This is a genomic window from Bacillota bacterium, from assembly GCA_018818595.1.
Lineage (GTDB): Bacteria > Bacillota_I > Bacilli_A > Izemoplasmatales > Hujiaoplasmataceae > JAHIRM01.
Window position 1 is genome coordinate 1 of record JAHIRM010000032.1, and the last position, 19071, is coordinate 19071.

General features: G+C 31.7%; 18 protein-coding genes. All 18 read right to left on the reverse strand.

Features of this window, described 5'->3' with window-relative positions; all coding sequences use genetic code 11:
* Positions 1–245: 245 nt before the first annotated feature.
* Positions 246–1676, reverse strand: a complete 1431-nt coding sequence (locus KJ971_05545) for a sugar transferase (GenBank protein ID MBU1145301.1) — start codon at positions 1674–1676, stop codon at positions 246–248.
* Positions 1673–2767, reverse strand: a complete 1095-nt coding sequence (locus KJ971_05550; protein ID MBU1145302.1) for a glycosyltransferase — start codon at positions 2765–2767, stop codon at positions 1673–1675. Before KJ971_05550 ends, KJ971_05545 begins: the two co-directional genes overlap by 4 nt.
* Positions 2768–2850: 83 nt before the next feature.
* Positions 2851–3843, reverse strand: coding sequence for an NAD-dependent epimerase/dehydratase family protein (locus KJ971_05555; GenBank protein ID MBU1145303.1), 993 nt, complete (start codon positions 3841–3843; stop codon positions 2851–2853).
* A gap of 296 nt (positions 3844–4139) precedes the next feature.
* Positions 4140–4976: a DUF115 domain-containing protein gene (locus KJ971_05560; GenBank protein ID MBU1145304.1), complete on the reverse strand. Its 837-nt coding sequence runs from the start codon at positions 4974–4976 to the stop codon at positions 4140–4142.
* Positions 4977–5261: 285 nt separating this feature from the next.
* Positions 5262–6176: a glycosyltransferase family 2 protein gene (locus tag KJ971_05565; protein MBU1145305.1), complete on the reverse strand. Its 915-nt coding sequence runs from the start codon at positions 6174–6176 to the stop codon at positions 5262–5264.
* Positions 6173–7309, reverse strand: coding sequence for an NAD-dependent epimerase/dehydratase family protein (locus KJ971_05570; protein ID MBU1145306.1), 1137 nt, complete (start codon positions 7307–7309; stop codon positions 6173–6175). Before KJ971_05570 ends, KJ971_05565 begins: the two co-directional genes overlap by 4 nt.
* A 45-nt stretch (positions 7310–7354) precedes the next feature.
* Positions 7355–8587: an O-antigen ligase family protein gene (locus KJ971_05575; GenBank protein MBU1145307.1), complete on the reverse strand. Its 1233-nt coding sequence runs from the start codon at positions 8585–8587 to the stop codon at positions 7355–7357.
* A gap of 4 nt (positions 8588–8591) precedes the next feature.
* A complete protein-coding gene (locus KJ971_05580) occupies positions 8592–9755 on the reverse strand; it encodes a glycosyltransferase family 4 protein (protein MBU1145308.1) in 1164 nt (387 codons plus the stop codon).
* Positions 9752–10675 carry an NAD-dependent epimerase/dehydratase family protein gene (locus KJ971_05585; GenBank protein MBU1145309.1) on the reverse strand — a complete coding sequence of 308 codons (924 nt, stop codon included), beginning with the start codon at positions 10673–10675 and terminating at the stop codon, positions 9752–9754. The genes KJ971_05580 and KJ971_05585 overlap by 4 nt, the downstream gene beginning before the upstream one ends.
* 3 nt (positions 10676–10678) lie before the next feature.
* Positions 10679–11524 (reverse strand): class I SAM-dependent methyltransferase, encoded by an 846-nt coding sequence (locus KJ971_05590; GenBank protein ID MBU1145310.1) that lies wholly within the window; start codon positions 11522–11524, stop codon positions 10679–10681.
* A gap of 108 nt (positions 11525–11632) precedes the next feature.
* Positions 11633–12142, reverse strand: coding sequence for an acyltransferase (locus tag KJ971_05595; protein MBU1145311.1), 510 nt, complete (start codon positions 12140–12142; stop codon positions 11633–11635).
* 169 nt (positions 12143–12311) lie between these two features.
* Entirely contained in the window at positions 12312–13172 is an 861-nt protein-coding gene (locus KJ971_05600; protein ID MBU1145312.1) for a class I SAM-dependent methyltransferase, read from the reverse strand.
* Between the two features lie 31 nt (positions 13173–13203).
* On the reverse strand, positions 13204–14097 hold the full coding sequence (locus KJ971_05605; GenBank protein ID MBU1145313.1) for a DUF115 domain-containing protein: 894 nt from the start codon (positions 14095–14097) through the stop codon (positions 13204–13206).
* An 80-nt stretch (positions 14098–14177) separates the two neighbouring features.
* Positions 14178–14891 (reverse strand): hypothetical protein, encoded by a 714-nt coding sequence (locus tag KJ971_05610; GenBank protein MBU1145314.1) that lies wholly within the window; start codon positions 14889–14891, stop codon positions 14178–14180.
* Entirely contained in the window at positions 14888–16027 is a 1140-nt protein-coding gene (locus KJ971_05615) for a CDP-glycerol glycerophosphotransferase family protein (GenBank protein ID MBU1145315.1), read from the reverse strand. Before KJ971_05615 ends, KJ971_05610 begins: the two co-directional genes overlap by 4 nt.
* Positions 16014–17318, reverse strand: coding sequence for a DegT/DnrJ/EryC1/StrS family aminotransferase (locus KJ971_05620; protein MBU1145316.1), 1305 nt, complete (start codon positions 17316–17318; stop codon positions 16014–16016). The genes KJ971_05615 and KJ971_05620 overlap by 14 nt, the downstream gene beginning before the upstream one ends.
* 9 nt (positions 17319–17327) lie before the next feature.
* Positions 17328–18311: a Gfo/Idh/MocA family oxidoreductase gene (locus KJ971_05625; GenBank protein ID MBU1145317.1), complete on the reverse strand. Its 984-nt coding sequence runs from the start codon at positions 18309–18311 to the stop codon at positions 17328–17330.
* A gap of 1 nt (position 18312) precedes the next feature.
* Positions 18313–19068: a glycosyltransferase family protein gene (locus KJ971_05630; protein MBU1145318.1), complete on the reverse strand. Its 756-nt coding sequence runs from the start codon at positions 19066–19068 to the stop codon at positions 18313–18315.
* Positions 19069–19071 lie beyond the last annotated feature (3 nt).

A 19071-nucleotide genomic window follows, 5' to 3' on the forward strand; every position in this document is an offset into this window, starting at 1 on the left:
CAGTATGAGTTCCACTTTCATAGTCCCTTACTGCACTCAGTTTGAACTCTTCTGTAAATCTACGCCGTACTGTTACTTCTCTTTGGTTTTTTGACATCTGTTGACCTCCTTTTTTCGGTCAACCTATGCTAGGGAAAGACAGAATAGTGAATAGTGAAATAAATGAAATTGATAAACTCCTTAAATCCAAATTCATTTCTGTCTACTGCTTGCTCCCTACGCATTTCTGCTTACTGCTTACTTCTTCAAGATGCTCCTCTTCCAAATAAAACTACTGGAATCGTCTTTAGAAGTATTTTAAGATCAAGCAACAGTGACCAATTATCGATATACTCTAAGTCCATCCTTACCCGTTCCTCAAAATCATTTACTGCATTTCTACCATTGATTTGCCAAATGCAGGTTATTCCGGGTTTGAAACTTAATTTTCTTCTCTGCCAACTTTGAAATTTGCTAAGTTCATTGGGAAACACAGGCCTTGGACCAACCAAACTCATATCTCCCTTTAATACACTAAAAAGCTGAGGCATTTCATCAATGCTAAATTTTCTAAGAATTCTACCAATAGGTATTATTCTCGGATCATTCTCTATTTTAAATACCGGCCCATTGATTTCATTTTTATCTACTAGTTCATTTTTTAAAAGATCAGCATTCTTCACCATAGTTCTTAATTTCCAGCTCTTAAAGGGTTTTTTGTTTAACCCCACTACATTCCAATTATATAGGATTGGTCGACCATCCGTAATCCAGATGCCAAAAATCGCGAATAACATAAAAGGTGTAAAAAAAATAATTGCAAGAACTGAAAATATTATATCAATCAAGCGTTTACTGTATAACTGTATTTCAGACTGCGCCACCATATGGAAGCTAATAATATTTTGTCCAAAAACATTATCAACGGTTACCCTTTTAGTAATGTAACCCAGAAAATCTGAATTAAGCCTTACCATTACTCCTTCACGTTCACAGATTTCAATTATTCGTTTTATAGAAGCGAATCTGTCCGTTGACAGAGTGATCATCAATTCATCAGGGATATTCTTTTTTAAAACTGACTCTAAATCATCGATCAATCCTAAAACTTTAACCCCTTGTAACTCTTTCCCAACGTCACTTCCGGAATCTGTCAGAACACCAATGATATCCAAACCCCAACTAAAATTATTTTCCACAGATTCAATAAATTGACCAGCATTCCCATTCGCTCCAACCAGGAGAATCTTTTTTCTGTCAAGCCCTTTTTTTCTGATAAATGAAGCAATAAAAAATAATATCGTTTTTTGAAGCGAAAATATGACAAGACTAACGAAGAAATAAACTATCATTAAAGTACGGGGAAACTCCCTAAAACCAGCGAGAAAGATAATTACTACCGCAATTAGAGATGTCAGTAAACATACTTTAAGCACAATACTATATTCCCTTATTAAAGATGTAAATCTTTGATAACTATAGGCTTTATATCCTTTGAATAGGATAACTGTCAAAACACAGATCATTAAGGCAAGACTAAAATAAAAATAGCTGAATTGAGTTGGAACTCTAAAAATCGAAGGATCCAGTTTAGATAGATATTCTGATAAATAGTAGGATATAATCAATCCCAAAAACGCAGTTATAATATCTGCAAACTGTGCTATTCTATGATGATATGTTGAGCGCCAGATCATTTAATGTTTTTATAAAAAGTGTCAATTTTATTAACAATTCGATTCCAATTAAAATCTGTTTCAGCCAGCTCTCTTGCATTGACACCAAATGTATTTGCCTGTTCTTCATTCAGTAGTAATTCCTTTACCTTTCGAATAAAATGCTCTGTATTGTCATCGACCATAAATCCAATTCTATATTTTTCAAATGTTTCTCTCAATACATCCAATTTTGTACATAAAATGGGTCTCCCAACTGCAAGATAGTCATTCAATTTTGAGGGCCAAATTCCATTTCTGGCAACAGATTTGCCATTAAATGGTAGCATAAGAATATTGCATGCCGACATATAATAGTTCACTTCTTCATATGTAATCCATCCAGTTGTTATGAAAAATTCTTTGGCGCCATCATCCAAATATTTCTGATACTTAAAAGCTGGATTACCAATTAAAATACAATAAATTTTTCCAGGTATGTTCATCTCATTTAAATGTTTTACAATATCATTCAGTCGAATTATAACATCCTCGCGTAACCTGCCCGTATAGCCTAAATAATATGCACATTTATTAAGCTTAATTTTCTCCCTGGCATATTCAATATGGTAAGTTTTAATATTGTCGATATCGCAACCATGTGTAATGGTTAGTACTTTCGATTTTGGCGAATACTCTAATGCTCGATTTGTTAATGGTAAGCCCAATCCAATGCTACCATCGGCAAACTTTCGAAATTTCTCCTCAAAGAATGTCTCAATTGGCAACATAAACCATTTTATATATTTACTTCTCTCAGTCGCAGTACCATTCTTTCCAAACCAATCTAACCACTCAATAACTAGTTTCGACTTGAAGAAGTATTTTGCTATCAAAGCTGGAAATATTACTACAGGTCGAGTATCGAGTGCATGGACCATATCAAACCTCTCTCTCCTGATATAAAAACATCTGCGCAATATATTATAAAGATCCCAGCCATTTCTTGCACTTCCAAATAGTAGATCTGGGAATTCAATTAATTTGACTTCATCGACTATACTTCTATTAACTCTCAACAAACTCTTTTTTGAAGTTGAAAAAATTGACACTTCATGACCTAACTTTGCCAAACCCTTTGAAATATGCAATGCATGAAAAAACGCGCCGCCTCCTTTCCATGAAACTGAATGAACAATTAGCAAAATCTTCAATATTATGATTCCCGGTTAATTTGTTTGTATATCCAATCATACTGTTCTTTTAATCCAGAAGATAAATCAGTTTTAGGTCTCCAACCAAGTACATTTCTTGCTAACGAAAAATCTGCTGCTCTGGATTTATCACCCTCTGGTTTTGTGTTATCATATTTAATTGCAATGTTTTTACCAGAAAGTTTTACAATTTCTTCTGCAATTTCAGCAATTGTAGTACAAATACTCGGGCCAATTTGGATTGTATCCTCTTGCCAGCCTTTTTTTATCGCTAAATAAATAGCCTCCACAACATCATTAACATGAACAAAAGCTCGTCCCTGTTTACCAGACCCCCAAACAATAAAATCCTCTTCTGGATAATTTATTGCCTTACGAATCAAAGACGGAATGACTTGACTTTTTTCTATACTAAAATCACAGGGGGAACCATAAACATTATGTAACATTAAAGACAAACTTGGTATATTAAACTCTTGTTCCAAGAGCTTTGTTTCATATTGCCCCATTAACTTACTCCAGCCATAAGCTGATTCAGGGTTTGCTGGGAATAATTGACTCTCTTTTAATTGCTTTGATTGGAGTTCATTTTGTAGACTTTCTGGGAAACTACATGCAGTACCAACATATAAAAAGCCTTTTATTTTAGAGTTTTTAACTGCATTAATTACATTAGAATTAATTAGTAAATTCTGCCGAAAAATAAAAGACTGGTTATCAAATACGTACCCAATACCCGCCACAATATCCGCTAAGTGAATTACGTAATCAATATCATCTAGTAAGTGGTCTAGTGATCCTTGGAAACTTAAATCGATTGCATAAAAATTATTATCGATATCAAACAAAGATTTACCATATCCAAAATTCAAATAATCAAGTTTGCCACGCCAAAGATTATCCACAACAGTAACTTGGTTTTTCTCACTAATTATTTTTTTAACCAAATTACTACCGATCATACCAGCACCACCAGTTATTAAAATTTTACTCATTTCTAATTGTCCTCATTAAAACAAAAATTATTAAGGTAAAAATTTTTGTTTTGTTTACATCATTAGTAGAATTAGTTATTTGCAGTCAAAACTCATTCCAATTTTCAGACCAGAAAATCAACTTTCTATTTCTGCAAATATTTTAGGATAAATGTTACTTTATATTATTGTTAACTTATTTATAGGCTTATTTTGGTGAAAAATCAGCTGAATGAACAGTATCACAAGACTCAAAAATGATATAGTATAAAATTTTTAAGAAACGAAATATTTTTATGAACGCAAATCGTGGATAGCTACTTTTCAGAATTGTATAATAGCGTAGAAAGATCAACCTTTTCGAAAACATTTAGCTGACCGTTAATTGTGGCATCCTTTATGATTTTTTTTTCATACTCAAATACTCGTTTAGCAATTCGATAAGCGTACTCCTCAGATTTTAAGTCTGGTGCATCCCAAGTCATATTAGGTTTATAATATCCCTTAATAAAATGATTTTCTTCGTTTCCATCACTTAAAATAGGGACTCCTACTTTTTCATCAGTGTTATATGTATGATCTTTTCCGATTAAATAAACCTCATCAAACCCCATAAAATATGCTAACTGAATACACGCGTAAGTAACTGTCTTACCACTACCGTACGGCTCCTTAACTAAATCTTTAGAAAACTTGGGATTTAATTTTTCTTTTAAGAATATGTGCCTGTTTTTATGCTTAAAAACATTCCTCAAGTCCCAATTGTAAAATGCGGGGAAATCTATATTATCATAATCATCCGTAAATTGAAGCGTCTGTGATTTTTTATCTATACAAACTAAATATGTAGGTACGAAACCATTTACTTCCTTCATCAAATATATTCTGTTCATACCGATTGTTATCTCATTCTTTAATTTTCCAAAGTCGACATACTTTAAACTCGGACCGTTAGCTATGATGAAGACTCTTTTACCAGCATGAATATCTTTATATTTAGCCAATCGATTTCTATTCTCCTCAGCAAATCCAAAAGGTAGTTTCCACAAAAAAAATTGTGGGATATTAGCTAACCTCCTGAAAAAGGCTAAAATAATTCTTTTAAAGGTGATATCTTTTCGTGCCAAAGTGAAAAATCTTTTGATATTTTCCATATATTAGAAATTCCTCTACTTAAATTAAATAGCTAACTATTGACGAATAGTAATAAAAAAATCAATATTGTAATAACTCAAATCTTTTTGTTAAATCTTAAGAATCAGGCAGTATATTTTTTTCCAACTCTTCCTTCATTATAGATTTCAACCAGTAACGAGAATATTTTAGAATTACTTCAACAACATAACTTCATGTTGCATACTAATAAGAATTATATTGACTTAGTCCAAAATAAATTCATTTTATTCAATGATATCTTTTAAAAAAACTAACAATAATAATTATTTTTTTATGAGACCGTTATAAAATGATTTTTGTATGAGAAAAAAAGTTTTCAAATCATGTTTATATTTGCTTGTCAATAGAAAATGGGCATTCATTCTAAAATAGTGGTAAAAAATAAAAAAAGTGGATGAGATAGTTTTTTGATTTTTAAGAAAGTAGACTAAATTTTTAGTTCTATACTCAATATAAAAATTTGAAAAAACATTTTTATTTTTGTTTTTTTCGCTCGATCTGGTCAAACTTCCAACTTTATGAAAAAAACTAACATCATCCAAGTACACCAACTTATGCGAACCATTTTTTAATATTCTATACATAAAATCTACATCATCAAAATAAACGAAATAATTTTCGTCCATCAATCCAACGTCGCGAATAACCTGAGTATCAAGAAGAACACAGCAGGTAGGCGCATACGTGATCACTTCAATATTAGAATATTGACCAATATCTTTTTCCCCAATACCTCTATGTGATGGTGTGTAACCTCTATATTTCGAAAGGAATCCGCCTGCATACCAAATTACATCGGGCTCTGAGAAATATAATATCTTAGGCACAACAAGTCTACATTTTACGGATGACTGTACATTCAATAACTTAGAAATTAAATTAATTTCAAATTCGGTATCATTATTAATCAATAGAATTTTCTCACACCCATCCTTCATTGCTGCTGAGATACCTATATTATTTCCAGAAGCAATTCCCAAGTTTTCCATATTAACAAACAATTTAATTCTATTGTCTTTGTACTTTGATAATAAAGATAAAGTTTTATCTCGCGATGCATTATCAATAATATATAAAAAATAATTGGAGTAGTCCTGAATTAGAATACTCTGAAGAAAGCCTTCAATAACTTTTTCGCTGTTGTAAGTTACTGTGACAATACCGATAACGGAATTCATTTGAGAATACCTGCGTTTTCCATCTCTCTCAAAGATAATTCATAATTATCTACTGTTAGTGCTTCACCCTGGACCCAGTTGGTAAAACGAGAAATACCCTCCTCCAAAGTTATTTGAGGATGAAAATCTAGTGACTTCCTAATTTTTGATATATCCGCAAAGTTGTTTCTAATATCACCAAGACGAAAGTTACCAGATATATTTAATTCAACATCAATTTTGTATTTTTTTATTAAAATGTTTGCCATATCAATAACCGAGGTTGCAATACCCGACCCCACATTAAAAACATTATTTCCCGAAATATTCTTTTCAATGACATACTCTAAGGATTTTATAACATCATCAATATAAACAAAGTCTCTGCTCTCTTTTCCATCTTCAAAAATATTGATACTCTTCCCCCTCAAAATTTGATTTGAAAAAATCGATAATATCCCTGTATAGGCGTTGGATAATGATTGACCTGGTCCGTAGACGTTCTGAAATCGCAAAATTGATATTGGAATTTTTAAAGTACTCGCAGTTGAAGCTAGTATTTGTTCCTGGCATAATTTTGTAATCCCATATATTGATATTGGATTAGTTTGCGACTGCTCATCAGTCGGCACAGATGATACGTTTCTATTACAAAATGGACATTTTATGTTAAAATCTTTTTTCAGTAAATTCAATTCAGTACGAAGTGAAGGGTAAACATATTTGTGATCTGGACAAGAATACTTCCCTTCTCCATATACAGCTCTCGAAGATGCTAAAATAATTTTTTTTATTTTTCTTGATCTATCGTTAACTAGTATATCACCTAGCAATGCAGTTCCTCTCAAATTAACGTCAACATATTTCTCCATATTATACATTGACTGACCAGTGCCAGTCTCAGAAGCTAAGTGAACAATAATGTCACAACCATTTACCGCTTCAGTCAATTCTGACTTTGATCTGATATCCGCATGAATAAAGTTGGATATATTTTCAACTTTTTTATATAAACTACTTTTTCTATAATCCCCATGTATTTGTTCAGATAAATTGTCAATAATTGTAACATCATAATTTTTATTTACTAAACTCTGAGTTAAGTGTGAACCAATAAAACCAGCGCCACCTGTTATTAATATCTTTTCTTTCATAATTATTTCAGTTTGTTAAAAAATAAGCTGGATAAATAATTTGTTTTACTTTTCAATTGAATATTTTATAGGTAATTGTTGATAATTTTGAACAACATTTGCATAGGAGAAAGATAAGCCAAAAACCAAAAACAACATATTTTGGGAGTACGTTGCACCCATCATGTTGAAAACAAATGCAAAAAACATTAGTACGATAGTTTTTTTTTCAATTTCTGGTTTAGAAACAGCGAGGTTCTTAAAAAATTTCATGATTATTACAAAATAAAGAATGATGCTGAACACACCATAATTTATAAATTCTTGAATGAAGTAGTTTTCAGAGGAACTTGAAATAAAATATGCTACTCGAGTATTATTAAAATAGCCTTGTCCAAATAAATATTTAGATATATTTAGAAAAAATGTTTCCCAAATATTTATTCGTCCATAGATATTAATATCTGAGACTAATCTTATTGAATAAGAAAATATATCTTGTCCAACAACAAACAACGGAACGATTAATAATATCAATATAAACACCGCAAAACTTATTTTTATCCAGTTTTTACTTGCATTCATTACAACAAAAAGAAGTACAAGGAGAAAAAAAGCAATATAAGCCATCCTTGTAAATGTTAAAAACAATGCAATAAGAGCAAATGTAAAAATTATTATTTTAGTTTTGTTTTTCTCAATAAGTCCATAAAATGTTAAACAAATTACAAAAAGTATACCATTGGCACTATTAGCAGGATGAATATCAAGAAAAGATCTAAATCGATTTAAATCATAAATTTTAGTGTATACAAGAATATCACTTTCATCGATCCATGGAGATAAAACCACTCCGGTATAATATTGATAAAATCCAATCATTATATAAGAGACAAATAGAATTATTAATAATGATTTCAAGAACATTTTTAGATCAGAATAATCTCTAACAAATAAGGCGCACAAAGTAACAATAATAAATTGGAAACCTACTACTCTGACCATTCCAATTAAATATTCTTTGGTTATCCCATCACCTGTAAAAATAAAGACTAAAGCATAAAAGCTGAACAGAGGTAAAATAAACTTAAGTTTATTTATACTATATTTTGTATTCATTAAGGAAAACAATACAATTACAGTAATTGAAAATGCAAAAAAAAATGATTCTTTGGGGATAAGATACATTATAAAAAATGAAATGATTGCAAAATTGACAAATTTCTTTGACTCATAAACAATCATGAATGAAAAAACTGCAAGTATAAACGCAACAAATATAATTAGTTGATTAAACAATTTATTATTCTTCTACGATATTCAAAAAATCTAAGGAAAATTTCTTAATTAATGATTTGTATCGATCATTATTAGGCTCTTCATCCACAAATTGCCCGCAAGAAATCATTTTTAACAAATTAGATAATTCTGTAGGATTATCCGGATTAAAATAAACTGCATTTGCAGGTGCTTGTTCTTTGTTTACAGGTATATCAGAAATAATAATTTTTTTGCCAAGTGCTTGTGCATCTTCAACAACAGTACTCCAGCCTTCAAACTTTGAAGGTTGGATTATTCCAAGAGAATTTTTCATAATGGACAATTGATCCGTTCGGGGGATTAATCCAAGAATTCTAACATTCTTATCAATTTCATTATCTTTGATATAACATTTCATTTGCTCAAAAAATTTCTCATTCCGGTGATCAAAAGTTTTACCAGTAAAAACGACATTTATATTAGTTCCAGCTTTTAACAGCAGGATTATTGCATTTAGAACTACAATATGATTTTTATGTGCCCACCATTGATTTGAAACACAAAAATAATTCCCTGGCAAATTATATTTACCTAGGTTAGTACGAAAATTATGATTTTGATATTCCGTATCAATTATAGATCTGAATTGTAAGACGAATAACTTTGACTTATTGAAAGAATAATACTTATGAAAAGTATTCAGTGCGTCATAACTGCTAAAAATTATTTTTGATGCATCGTTGGCTAATGATTTATAATTTTTTTCTCTTTCTTTGATTTGTTTCGCTGTAAAATACTGACTATAGAACTTATGTTGTAAATCCGGTACCCAAGCAATCCAGGGGACAGGAAATTTTTTCGTTAGCGTTGAGTAAACTGGGTAAATCACGTCAATTCTATTATTAATCAGGATTTTAGAAAAACTATAATCATATCCTTTACCTAAAAGTGATCTGATTTTTCTAAATACTCGGTGAAGCATTACATAACGGGATTCGATACTTTTTTTATCAGGATAAAATAGAATTTCAATATTCGCGGATAAATCACTGTATAAACTTTTACTGATCCATGGGGGAACAATTAAAACTAAATAATGCTTTTCATTTTCAGTGTTATTATTAAGAGCAAGAATAATATTTTTTATATAATATACTCCCCCAAGCCAATTTTCACTACCAGTGAATAATAATCCAATTCTTTTCATTTAATAGTTTCTCTAAACCACTTTACATATTCATTAATACCTTGAGAGATTTCAATTTTTGGGACAAATCCAAGTTTTTGAATTGCTGTAATATCTGCACACCAGTTAAAAGGATCTCCTTTCCGAATGATTGTAGTGAAGTTTAATTCTTTATTCGATCCAAATGCTGAAAGAACTAATTTTGCTAATTCAGCGATTCTGACCTCCTTTCCCGACGCTAAATTATAAATCTCCCCATTAAAAGAGCTCCTTTTTAATACAAGTTCAACAGCTTCACAAAAATCCTTCAGGTTAATAAAATCTCGAGTTTCATCCCCACTACCACCGAGTTGGACAATATCATCATTTATCACTTGCTGACAAATATCCCAGAATATTCGTGTATGAAGGCCCTTACCATATACAGAAAATATCCTAAACACAGTTGATTTTACTCCATATATATCATTATACTCTCTCAAAATCTGTTCGCAAATTAATTTATGATATCCATATGGAGAAATTGGTAACAGATCACATTCTTCTGAAATAGGTATTTTTTTTGCATTCCCATAAACAGCAGCACTAGAAAAAAATAATACTTTTGTTTTTCTTGAATGTAGCCTAAGATTATCTAAAATGGTTAACAAGGAATTAACAGAGTAATAGAAATCATCATGTGGCATTTCAAAAGAATTTTGAACAGATGCTGATCCCGCGGCGTAAATCAAGTAGTCAGGCATTGTTTCTTTAATGACATTAGTGATATCTGCATGAGGCAACTGCATTTTGTAATATTTCATACTCGATGCAAATGTGCTCTCTGAAACATGATCAGTACAGTCGATACCAATTATTTCATAATTTAGATTATAGAAATATTTAGCTAAAGAGGAGCCTAGAAATCCATTAACGCCAATAATAAAAATTTTATTTTTCAAAAATCAATATCTCCTTATTGCTACGCCAACACCGTATCCTATATCTGTATACTCCCATGTAGAAAACCTAGGATTAGACTTTACTACATTTCTCCATACTTCCTGTAGATATAAAACTTCTGGATGAGCAATATCATCAAAGACGAGTGCTCCTCCAATCCTAACTTTTGAGAGGACATCCACTAGATCCTGAACAGCACCATAGAAGGAATGGTCACCATCAACTGTAATAAGGTCGAAACTTATATTCGGATTATTGGTGAAAAATTTTTTTAATGTAACATGACTATCTCCCTCAATAAAAGTTGAATTCCCTTGGTAATTAAATTTTTCTAACTCTTTGACTACAAATTCTTTTCCCGGGTTTTCTATTTCAGCATAGTTATCAATCCACATATCAAAACCATAAACCTCACACTTGGGTGAATTGTGCGTAACCATAACCATACTTCGCCCCTTCCGAACTCCGATTTCAAGGTAATTCTCTGGTCTAAGTAGTTTGCTTAAGCAGAATAATACTGTTGCAATATCGGCATATTTCCAATGCTCTTTATATTTGTCCATGCTATTACTTAAATACATTATTGTATAATCAACATACGGGTCTTTATCTAGTTTATTAATAATCTCGATAACAGATGTTAATATTTCTGTTTGATATACATATTGTTCGAAGGTTAATTTGCCCAGATCAACTTTTCCATAGCTATACATTTCACTATGATCAAAATTAATCGTCGTGGTTTTAACCATTGCATTTGTAAATGGTTTTGTATTCATTTTGATATAAACATATGATCTTATTTTATCAAAGAGACGCCTAATAAAATTTTTCACTTTTTTAATCATCAAAAACTCCTAGATTCAAAGAAATAATTCTAATCCTTTATAAATACATAAATTCATTTTAATTACTGAATGGTCTGGTGATGTGCTTATCATTAGAAACTGAAAATATTATTTTCTAGCATTTCCCAATACTTCACATGGATTACCAGCTACTATCGTATATGGAGCAACATTTTTCATCACTAGTGAACAAGCTCCAATTATTGCTCCATGCCCAATCGTGACTCCTTTTAAAATAGTCGAATTGAAACCAATCCAAACATCATCCTGAATAATTATAGGTTCATCCTCCACATCTTCCAAAACTGAAGGCATACCTGATGTAATAATATCATAAAAATGTTTATGTCTATTCTCTGCAGATAGAGAATGAGCATTTCCATCATGTATGTTCACCCCATGAGATATTAGAACACGGTTCCCAATTGTAACAGATGAAGAAGACCAAATATATGACCCTTCTCCAATAAAACTATACTGACCAATCTTGATTCTACCTGAATGTCCATAGACAAGTAACTGTCCTTTTATTCTGCAATGAGATTCTATAACGATTGCACTTTTTTTAGCCTGAAAATTTTCGATACGACTTTGAGGATACAATCTTACGTCCTTCATTGCAGTACATTTTTGTTTTTTATAATTCTCTTCAATTATATCATAGATAGTGATGGGTAATGTGGCAAACTTTCTTAAGTAATTTATTAACATTAAAAATAATCCTACTTATTTTAGACACCGATAAAAAATAATGTTTCCTCAGAAATCAATAAAGAGATGGGAGCTTTCATATTTTTGTCGCAACAACCATATCCTGGTTTCCCAAATAATCCCTCCTACCGCACCATGAGCCGTAATAAATCGGGTCATTGATAAGCAGATTATTGTTTTTGTACAAGTTAACAATATATGGTAATTCATATGCTACAGCAAGCTCTGGCATATTCTCATCAATAGTCCGATAATTTTCTCTGATATACTGAAAATCTAGTTTTCTTCCACTGTAAGCTTTCGCATTCGCTCGATTTATCAATGATAAAGCTTCTTCATCCAGAAGGAAAAAAGTTATCAACGATTTTCCTCCTTTCTTCAAAACTCTGCTTATTTGTGAAATATAATTTTCAATATCTATTGGCAGCATATGTGTAAAAACAGAGCCTAGAACTACTAAATCGAAAGTTTCATCATCATAAGGGAAAACAAACTCAGAAGCATTAATCTTGCCATTAGGATTATACTCCAAATTATACACATCAACATGTGTAAAGTTAAAATTAGGAAACTTTTTAGTAATATTCTTTTTTAACCAATCGATACCTTCTTCGATTATATCCAACCCCTCATATAAGCCCTCTTCGTCAAGAAAATCTACTAAGGGGATAGTTTTTCTTCCTATTCCACATCCTACATCAAGTATTTTATTGTTAGATTTGATCTCACAAAGGTCCCGATAATACCGGAAAAATTCTTTACCATTCTCTATAAAAATTTGAGTATTTTTAGGCCCGTCAAATCTCAATCTTCTTGGAGGAATTGAAGAATTCCCTATTCCCATTAGAGTATCAATTTTATCAAGACTAAAGAAGAGTATCCTTCTTAGGAATGATTTAACAGGCTTAGGAACAACTTTTTTAATTTGTTTAAGCAAAATATCACCTTATACAATATTAACTATTTAATTACTTTTTAAAAATATCATTATAGTTTATGACGGGAAAGACATCAAGAAAACTATCAGGCGAAGCATTTAATATTTCAATTCCCATTTTATCAAGGGCTTTTTTAAGCACCTTATATGCTTTCCAGACAGTCACCGCTTCACGACAATAGAAATCATAATCACCATGAATGGTGGACCCTACTTCTTCCTCAATAAGTGCGTCCTCTTTTTTAAAAAAATGAGTTGTACTCCCTCGCTGTGTAAGCCAGTCGTGATCGAATCCCAAAAGATAAATCGGATTACAACCCATATATACCGCAGTAATTATTGCAGTCACTCCAACAGTCTTGGAGCTTGGAATATTTCGGGTCAAGTCAAAATTTACATTCCGGACTCTGTGAAGTTCTTTACCAAATGAAATAAATTTTGTTCTGTCCAAAGGGAATAGTTGTTGTGTTTCAATTATTTTTTTTTCTCTTAATCTCGTTAATAAAGTAGATTTTTTAGAGATCAATTGAAATTCTGAAAAATATTTTTTCCATGAATCAGATTTTTGGTACTCCGTCTCAATAGGATGAACATAACATATAACTTCGGGCTCCCATTTAGTAAAATCATAATGCTGCCAAATGGAATTTACTCCTATTGTAACTTCTCCATTTAGAAGATCAAGATCAACTTTATTTAATGATGGTCCCGTCGCAAGAATAAAGCATCGCTGATTTTTGTATTTATGTTTGAGTACATTGTTTTTCTCTAATAATTTCTTATCAGCTTTGTTTATCCATTTGCTGGGTTCAATTAAATCTGATGCTATTGTGCTATATCTGGCAAGTAAGCAAAATAATTTTGACACAATTTTTCGGAATGTAAAGTTTGGATGTAAAAAATATTCATAAATTTCATATTGCATAGAACACTCGTTTAATAAATTAATTAAGCTGGAAGACATACTGTTAAATATAATCTTGTTGTATTTCTACTATTCATTAATTAATCAGTACGTTTTGACTCGTAATTACCTAGCTCAAGTTTCTCTTTAACAGATAAAAACAAATCAAATGGCATAGGTTTGTAATAATTTCCTTCCCTTTGAATAAGTAAAGAACTCGCTTTGAACTCATCGTTTTTCAATTTTAGTAAGGCTTTGTAAATTAAATCTATTTGATGAAAAAGCATTTTCGTTCTGATTATATCGTATGGCAAACCTGGTGCAGTTTCCAAAATTTCTTTTAATATTATTGGTCCATCATCAATTTTTGGAGATATAAAGTGTGCAGTAGCTCCTAAATTGTCATCATTATAAATACTCCACTCCAAAGCCATACATCCTTTATACTCAGGTAAAAGTCCGGGATGTGAATTAATAATTGGTACTACCTGCGATATAAATGATTCATTAAGTATTCTGGGTGTCCCCGCATTTAAAACATAATCGACCTTATACGAATTAATTAGGTTAACACATGATTCAGAATTATGGTTCTGAACAAAATGAAAGGGGAGATTTGGGAAATCTAATTCAGTCAAATCTTTAATAATAAAGTTCTGATCCAATCTTCCTTTTTCGATAGCCCGATCCCTTTTATTTAACTTTCCATCTATTATTACTACTTTACAAATTATACTATCATCAGATAATAATTTATGTAAAAGCGGCTCTAAAAAACTTATCCCATCACAAGATAAAATAGCAACTTTGATCATTTCAGTAATCCATTTATTATTTTAATGACACGTTTACTTGATAATCCGTCAAGTATTATATCTCTTGTTTTATCTTCACATGTCGCATGCCAATTATTAAGTAAGTGCTTCATGTATATTAGTAATTCATCCGTTCTATATATCGGTTTAGTTATACCTAGTAAATTACTAAATAGATTGTCCTCACCTACTAATCCAGGTTGAAAGCTGATTGTTGGTTTTCCCAGAATTACTGATTCCATTAAAACTATTGATTCAATACCGATAACTATGTCAGAAGCTAATATAAGTTTTCTCTGATCGAACTCTTTAAGGAATCGATATCTAATCATCGAATTCTCTACCTCATCGAGTATGAATTTACCGTCTTCTTTTGGATGTAACTTGATGAGTAAGACTATGTTTTTTGATAAATAATTATTTAACTTTTTTATACAATATACAATACCCTTCAGCACATCTTTTTCCGTGAAACCTTTGAATAACAGATTTGAATTATCCGTTCCATAATCTATGGAATGAGGCTCGGAAAAAAAAGTGATTATGAAATCATCATCTTTTAGTAAGAGTTCCGTTCTAACACTTTTGGAACTTTCTACATTTTGATAATTTATAATCTCATCAAAATATGGATTACCCGTAACGATTATATTTTCATTTTTAACTCCAAATTTCAATATATTTTCTTTGACAAATTGATCCATTACTGCAAGTTTATCAGGTAAATAAATTAAATCAACACCTAAATCATCTTCATTAAAACGCAAACCTAAATTTGTCCAATTGTCCAAAATCCCAATCGAACATACCTGCAACTCCCTTGATGCCAATACTAATGCTTTTTCCAAATTAAATCCATCTGATGTACCACACAATAACAAATCAGGTTTTTCAATTTTAATAATTCTTTTAGCCGTTTGCATGAGTGAATTATCGTCATAGAAATCATAAATCTTCCTCGGATCATCAAAGTTAATTCTGGACTTCTTAAAACTGACTGCTGAATAATTATACCCAAGTGTTTTGATTCTAATATCGTAGTTATATTTTAATTCTCTTATAACTGGACTAAGGACATTTGCACCACCATATTGATGCGCAATGGCTAATATTTTTTTCAGTCTAATTCTCTCCAAAATTCTTCAACTCTTCGAGGTTCGATATAACTTTATAAAATGCATCATAAATATCATCCATATCTTTCTCAGTTAATGGATGATGACAAAAGTCCCCTATGAATAATTCTTTGAAATGCATCCGCTCCGCTGTCGGGCACAAACCTATATCGAAATTACAACCATCTTTTTTCGGACCCCCACATAAACTACAAAATCCCTCTGGAGCATTTGGAAATCTACCACTTCTTTTTTGATACATGCTTTGAAGATAGAGTGGTTTTACATAGCCTTCCTCTACAGGTATCCCTTCAGCTACTAACGCTTTGCAAAATGTGGATCTTGAAATTTCGCACTTGTTCTCAAGAAATCGGATAGGATACAAATAACGAGCACTCTCAACTCCATTCTCAATCTTAGGGAGACCAAGACAATCAAATTCCGATAATTTTTTCGTTAAATAATCTGCCAAATTATTCCGAACCTCATAAAGATAGGATAATTTATCCAGCTGACAGCGAGCGATAGCAGCTTCAATTTCATTCATCCGGTAATTTGAACCAATAGTATGGGAGATATTCGATAAATTAAAATGATCAACGGAGGTTTCACCATGGTTTCGTATTAGTTTACATCTGATGGCTAGCTCTTCATCATCAGTAAAAAGAATACCACCTTCACCACAATGGATTATCTTATGATAATTCAGACTCAAGACTCCTATGTCCCCAAGTGTGCAAGCCATTTTCCCCTTGTATTTGGCATTAGCTGCCTGAGCTCCATCTTCAATAATTTTTAAATTATGTTTCTTTGCTATAGCTCGTATCTCATCCCAATGAGCAGGTTGTCCAAAAATATCAACCATCATTATAGCTTTTGTTCGAGATGTTATTTTCGCTTCAACTTTTAAAGGGTCCAAACAATATGTATTTTCATCAATATCAACAAATACCGGGCAAGCGTTCTGTAATAATACAACTGCCGCCGAAGCTGTCATAGTATACGGGGTTACTATGACTTCATCACCTGGACCAATGCCAAGAGCAGCAACAGCCGTGTGTAATGCCGTTGTAGCAGAATTCACTAATATTGCGTGCTTAGCACCAAAATAATTAGCAAATTTCTTTTCTGTCACTTGTACAATGGGACCCCCAAAAAACTCGGGACAATATTCTCCAATAAACCCAGATAAAGCACCTGATTCGATAACTTTAACTGCTGCATTCTTCTCCTCATCACCAATACTATTCTGGTGAGGGAAAGGAGTTTTTCTCACTTTTTCACCACCGAAAAGAGCCAATTTAGATTTCAATTTTTTCTCCTATTCGTCAATAAATATTTTTTTATCAAGTTTAATTGATTCTTTAATAGCATCAACAATTTTTAATACCCTATATCCATCATTTGCATTACAATAAGGCTCATTGTCAGAATCAATGCAGCTACAGAGTTGTTCGATAATATTAACAAAAACATTATTTAAATTCCTGTTCGAATTCTTCACCTTAAAAATATCCAGATCATCAAAGTATGGATTGCGTGAAAGTTCATAAAAATTACCGACAAATCCTTCATCCTGAAATTCGAATTTCGCCCTATCAAAGATTAAAGTATATTCAAATAAATCAAAACTTTGCCTGTGCGATGATAATAAATTGCATCCAATTCCTGATTCTGTTAAAAGATAAACATCAAGTGAAGGATCCTCAAATTTTTCCATTAATCGATTATTAGCCCAGACCCATTTTATTTTGCCAAACCAAAAATGAATGAGGTCAATTATATGAGTACCATAATTACTAATCCCTCTTAAATAATTACATTGAAGCGTACTCGGTTTTCCAAAAGTCGAGTTCTCAATAATTTTTTGAATTTCTCGATGATATGGATCCCATCTTCGTCTATAATTCACTGCAATTTTCGTCTGTTTTTCTCTACAATACTCAACTATTTTCTTTGCTTCGGTTGAATTGGCTGCTAATGGTTTCTCACAAAATATAAGTTTTACTCCAACATCAACAGCCTTTTTAATTACTTCAAATCTATTTTTTGGAGGTGTGCAAATACTAAGAATATCAAGATCATTATTATCAAGCATCTCATTAAAATTTGTATAGCCTTTATTTATTTCCCAAAATTCTGTAAAATTTTCAAGATTCTTTATATTGGTGTCTGTAGCAGCAACCATTGTAGCGTTTTCATTCAATAAAAAAGCTTTAGCATGAGTTCTTATCAGATTATCCATCTTCTTTTGGTCGTACCCTCCTGCTATATCTCCACAACCAATTATTGCAACCTTGAGCATATTATCTGATGTCTTTTTGTTTTATATTCGAGTTTATTCGGACAAATTCCGGCTTTTGTTTTAGAAACTCAACTATTTCTTTAATTCCAAATAATTGATTAGAAGGATACAAATTTTCATAGATATAACTAATAAGCTTATAATCTTCTTGCGTATCTAATGTTAATCTTAATTCAGGCCACATCTCATCTGAACTTGCCGTAACATCTATCATCTTATATTTATTCCTGTTTTCATTCAGCTCAAGTGTAACGTGTTCATGATAAGCCGGATCAGTTGAGGAAGTATTAATTTTTTGTAAGGTTGCTAATCGACAAATTTCAGCTTCTGTGCCCACAGGCCAAGATTCTTTCCATGAATTTGATGCATAGTCAGCATTATTCTTGAAATAAGCAGAAATGACACAATCGACGACGTAAGGATCTATTATTGGACTATCACCATTTACAATCACAACGTGCTCCGAATTCGAAATTTCACCGGCTTTTACAGTCCTGTCCAAGACATCATCTTCACTACCTGAAAAACAAAGAACTCCATTCATTTTCGCACATTCTCTTATTTTATCGTCAGTATTATTTGTGGTGGTCGCCACAATAATTTGATCAATAAATCTGCTTGCTTTCAGTCGATTTATGATATGTTCTAATGATGGTATCCCACACAGCAACGCCATGGATTTACCAGGCATTCTGGACGAATTCATTCGAGCAGCTATGATTGCAGTAATTAATCCTTTATTATTTTTTGCGTACATTAC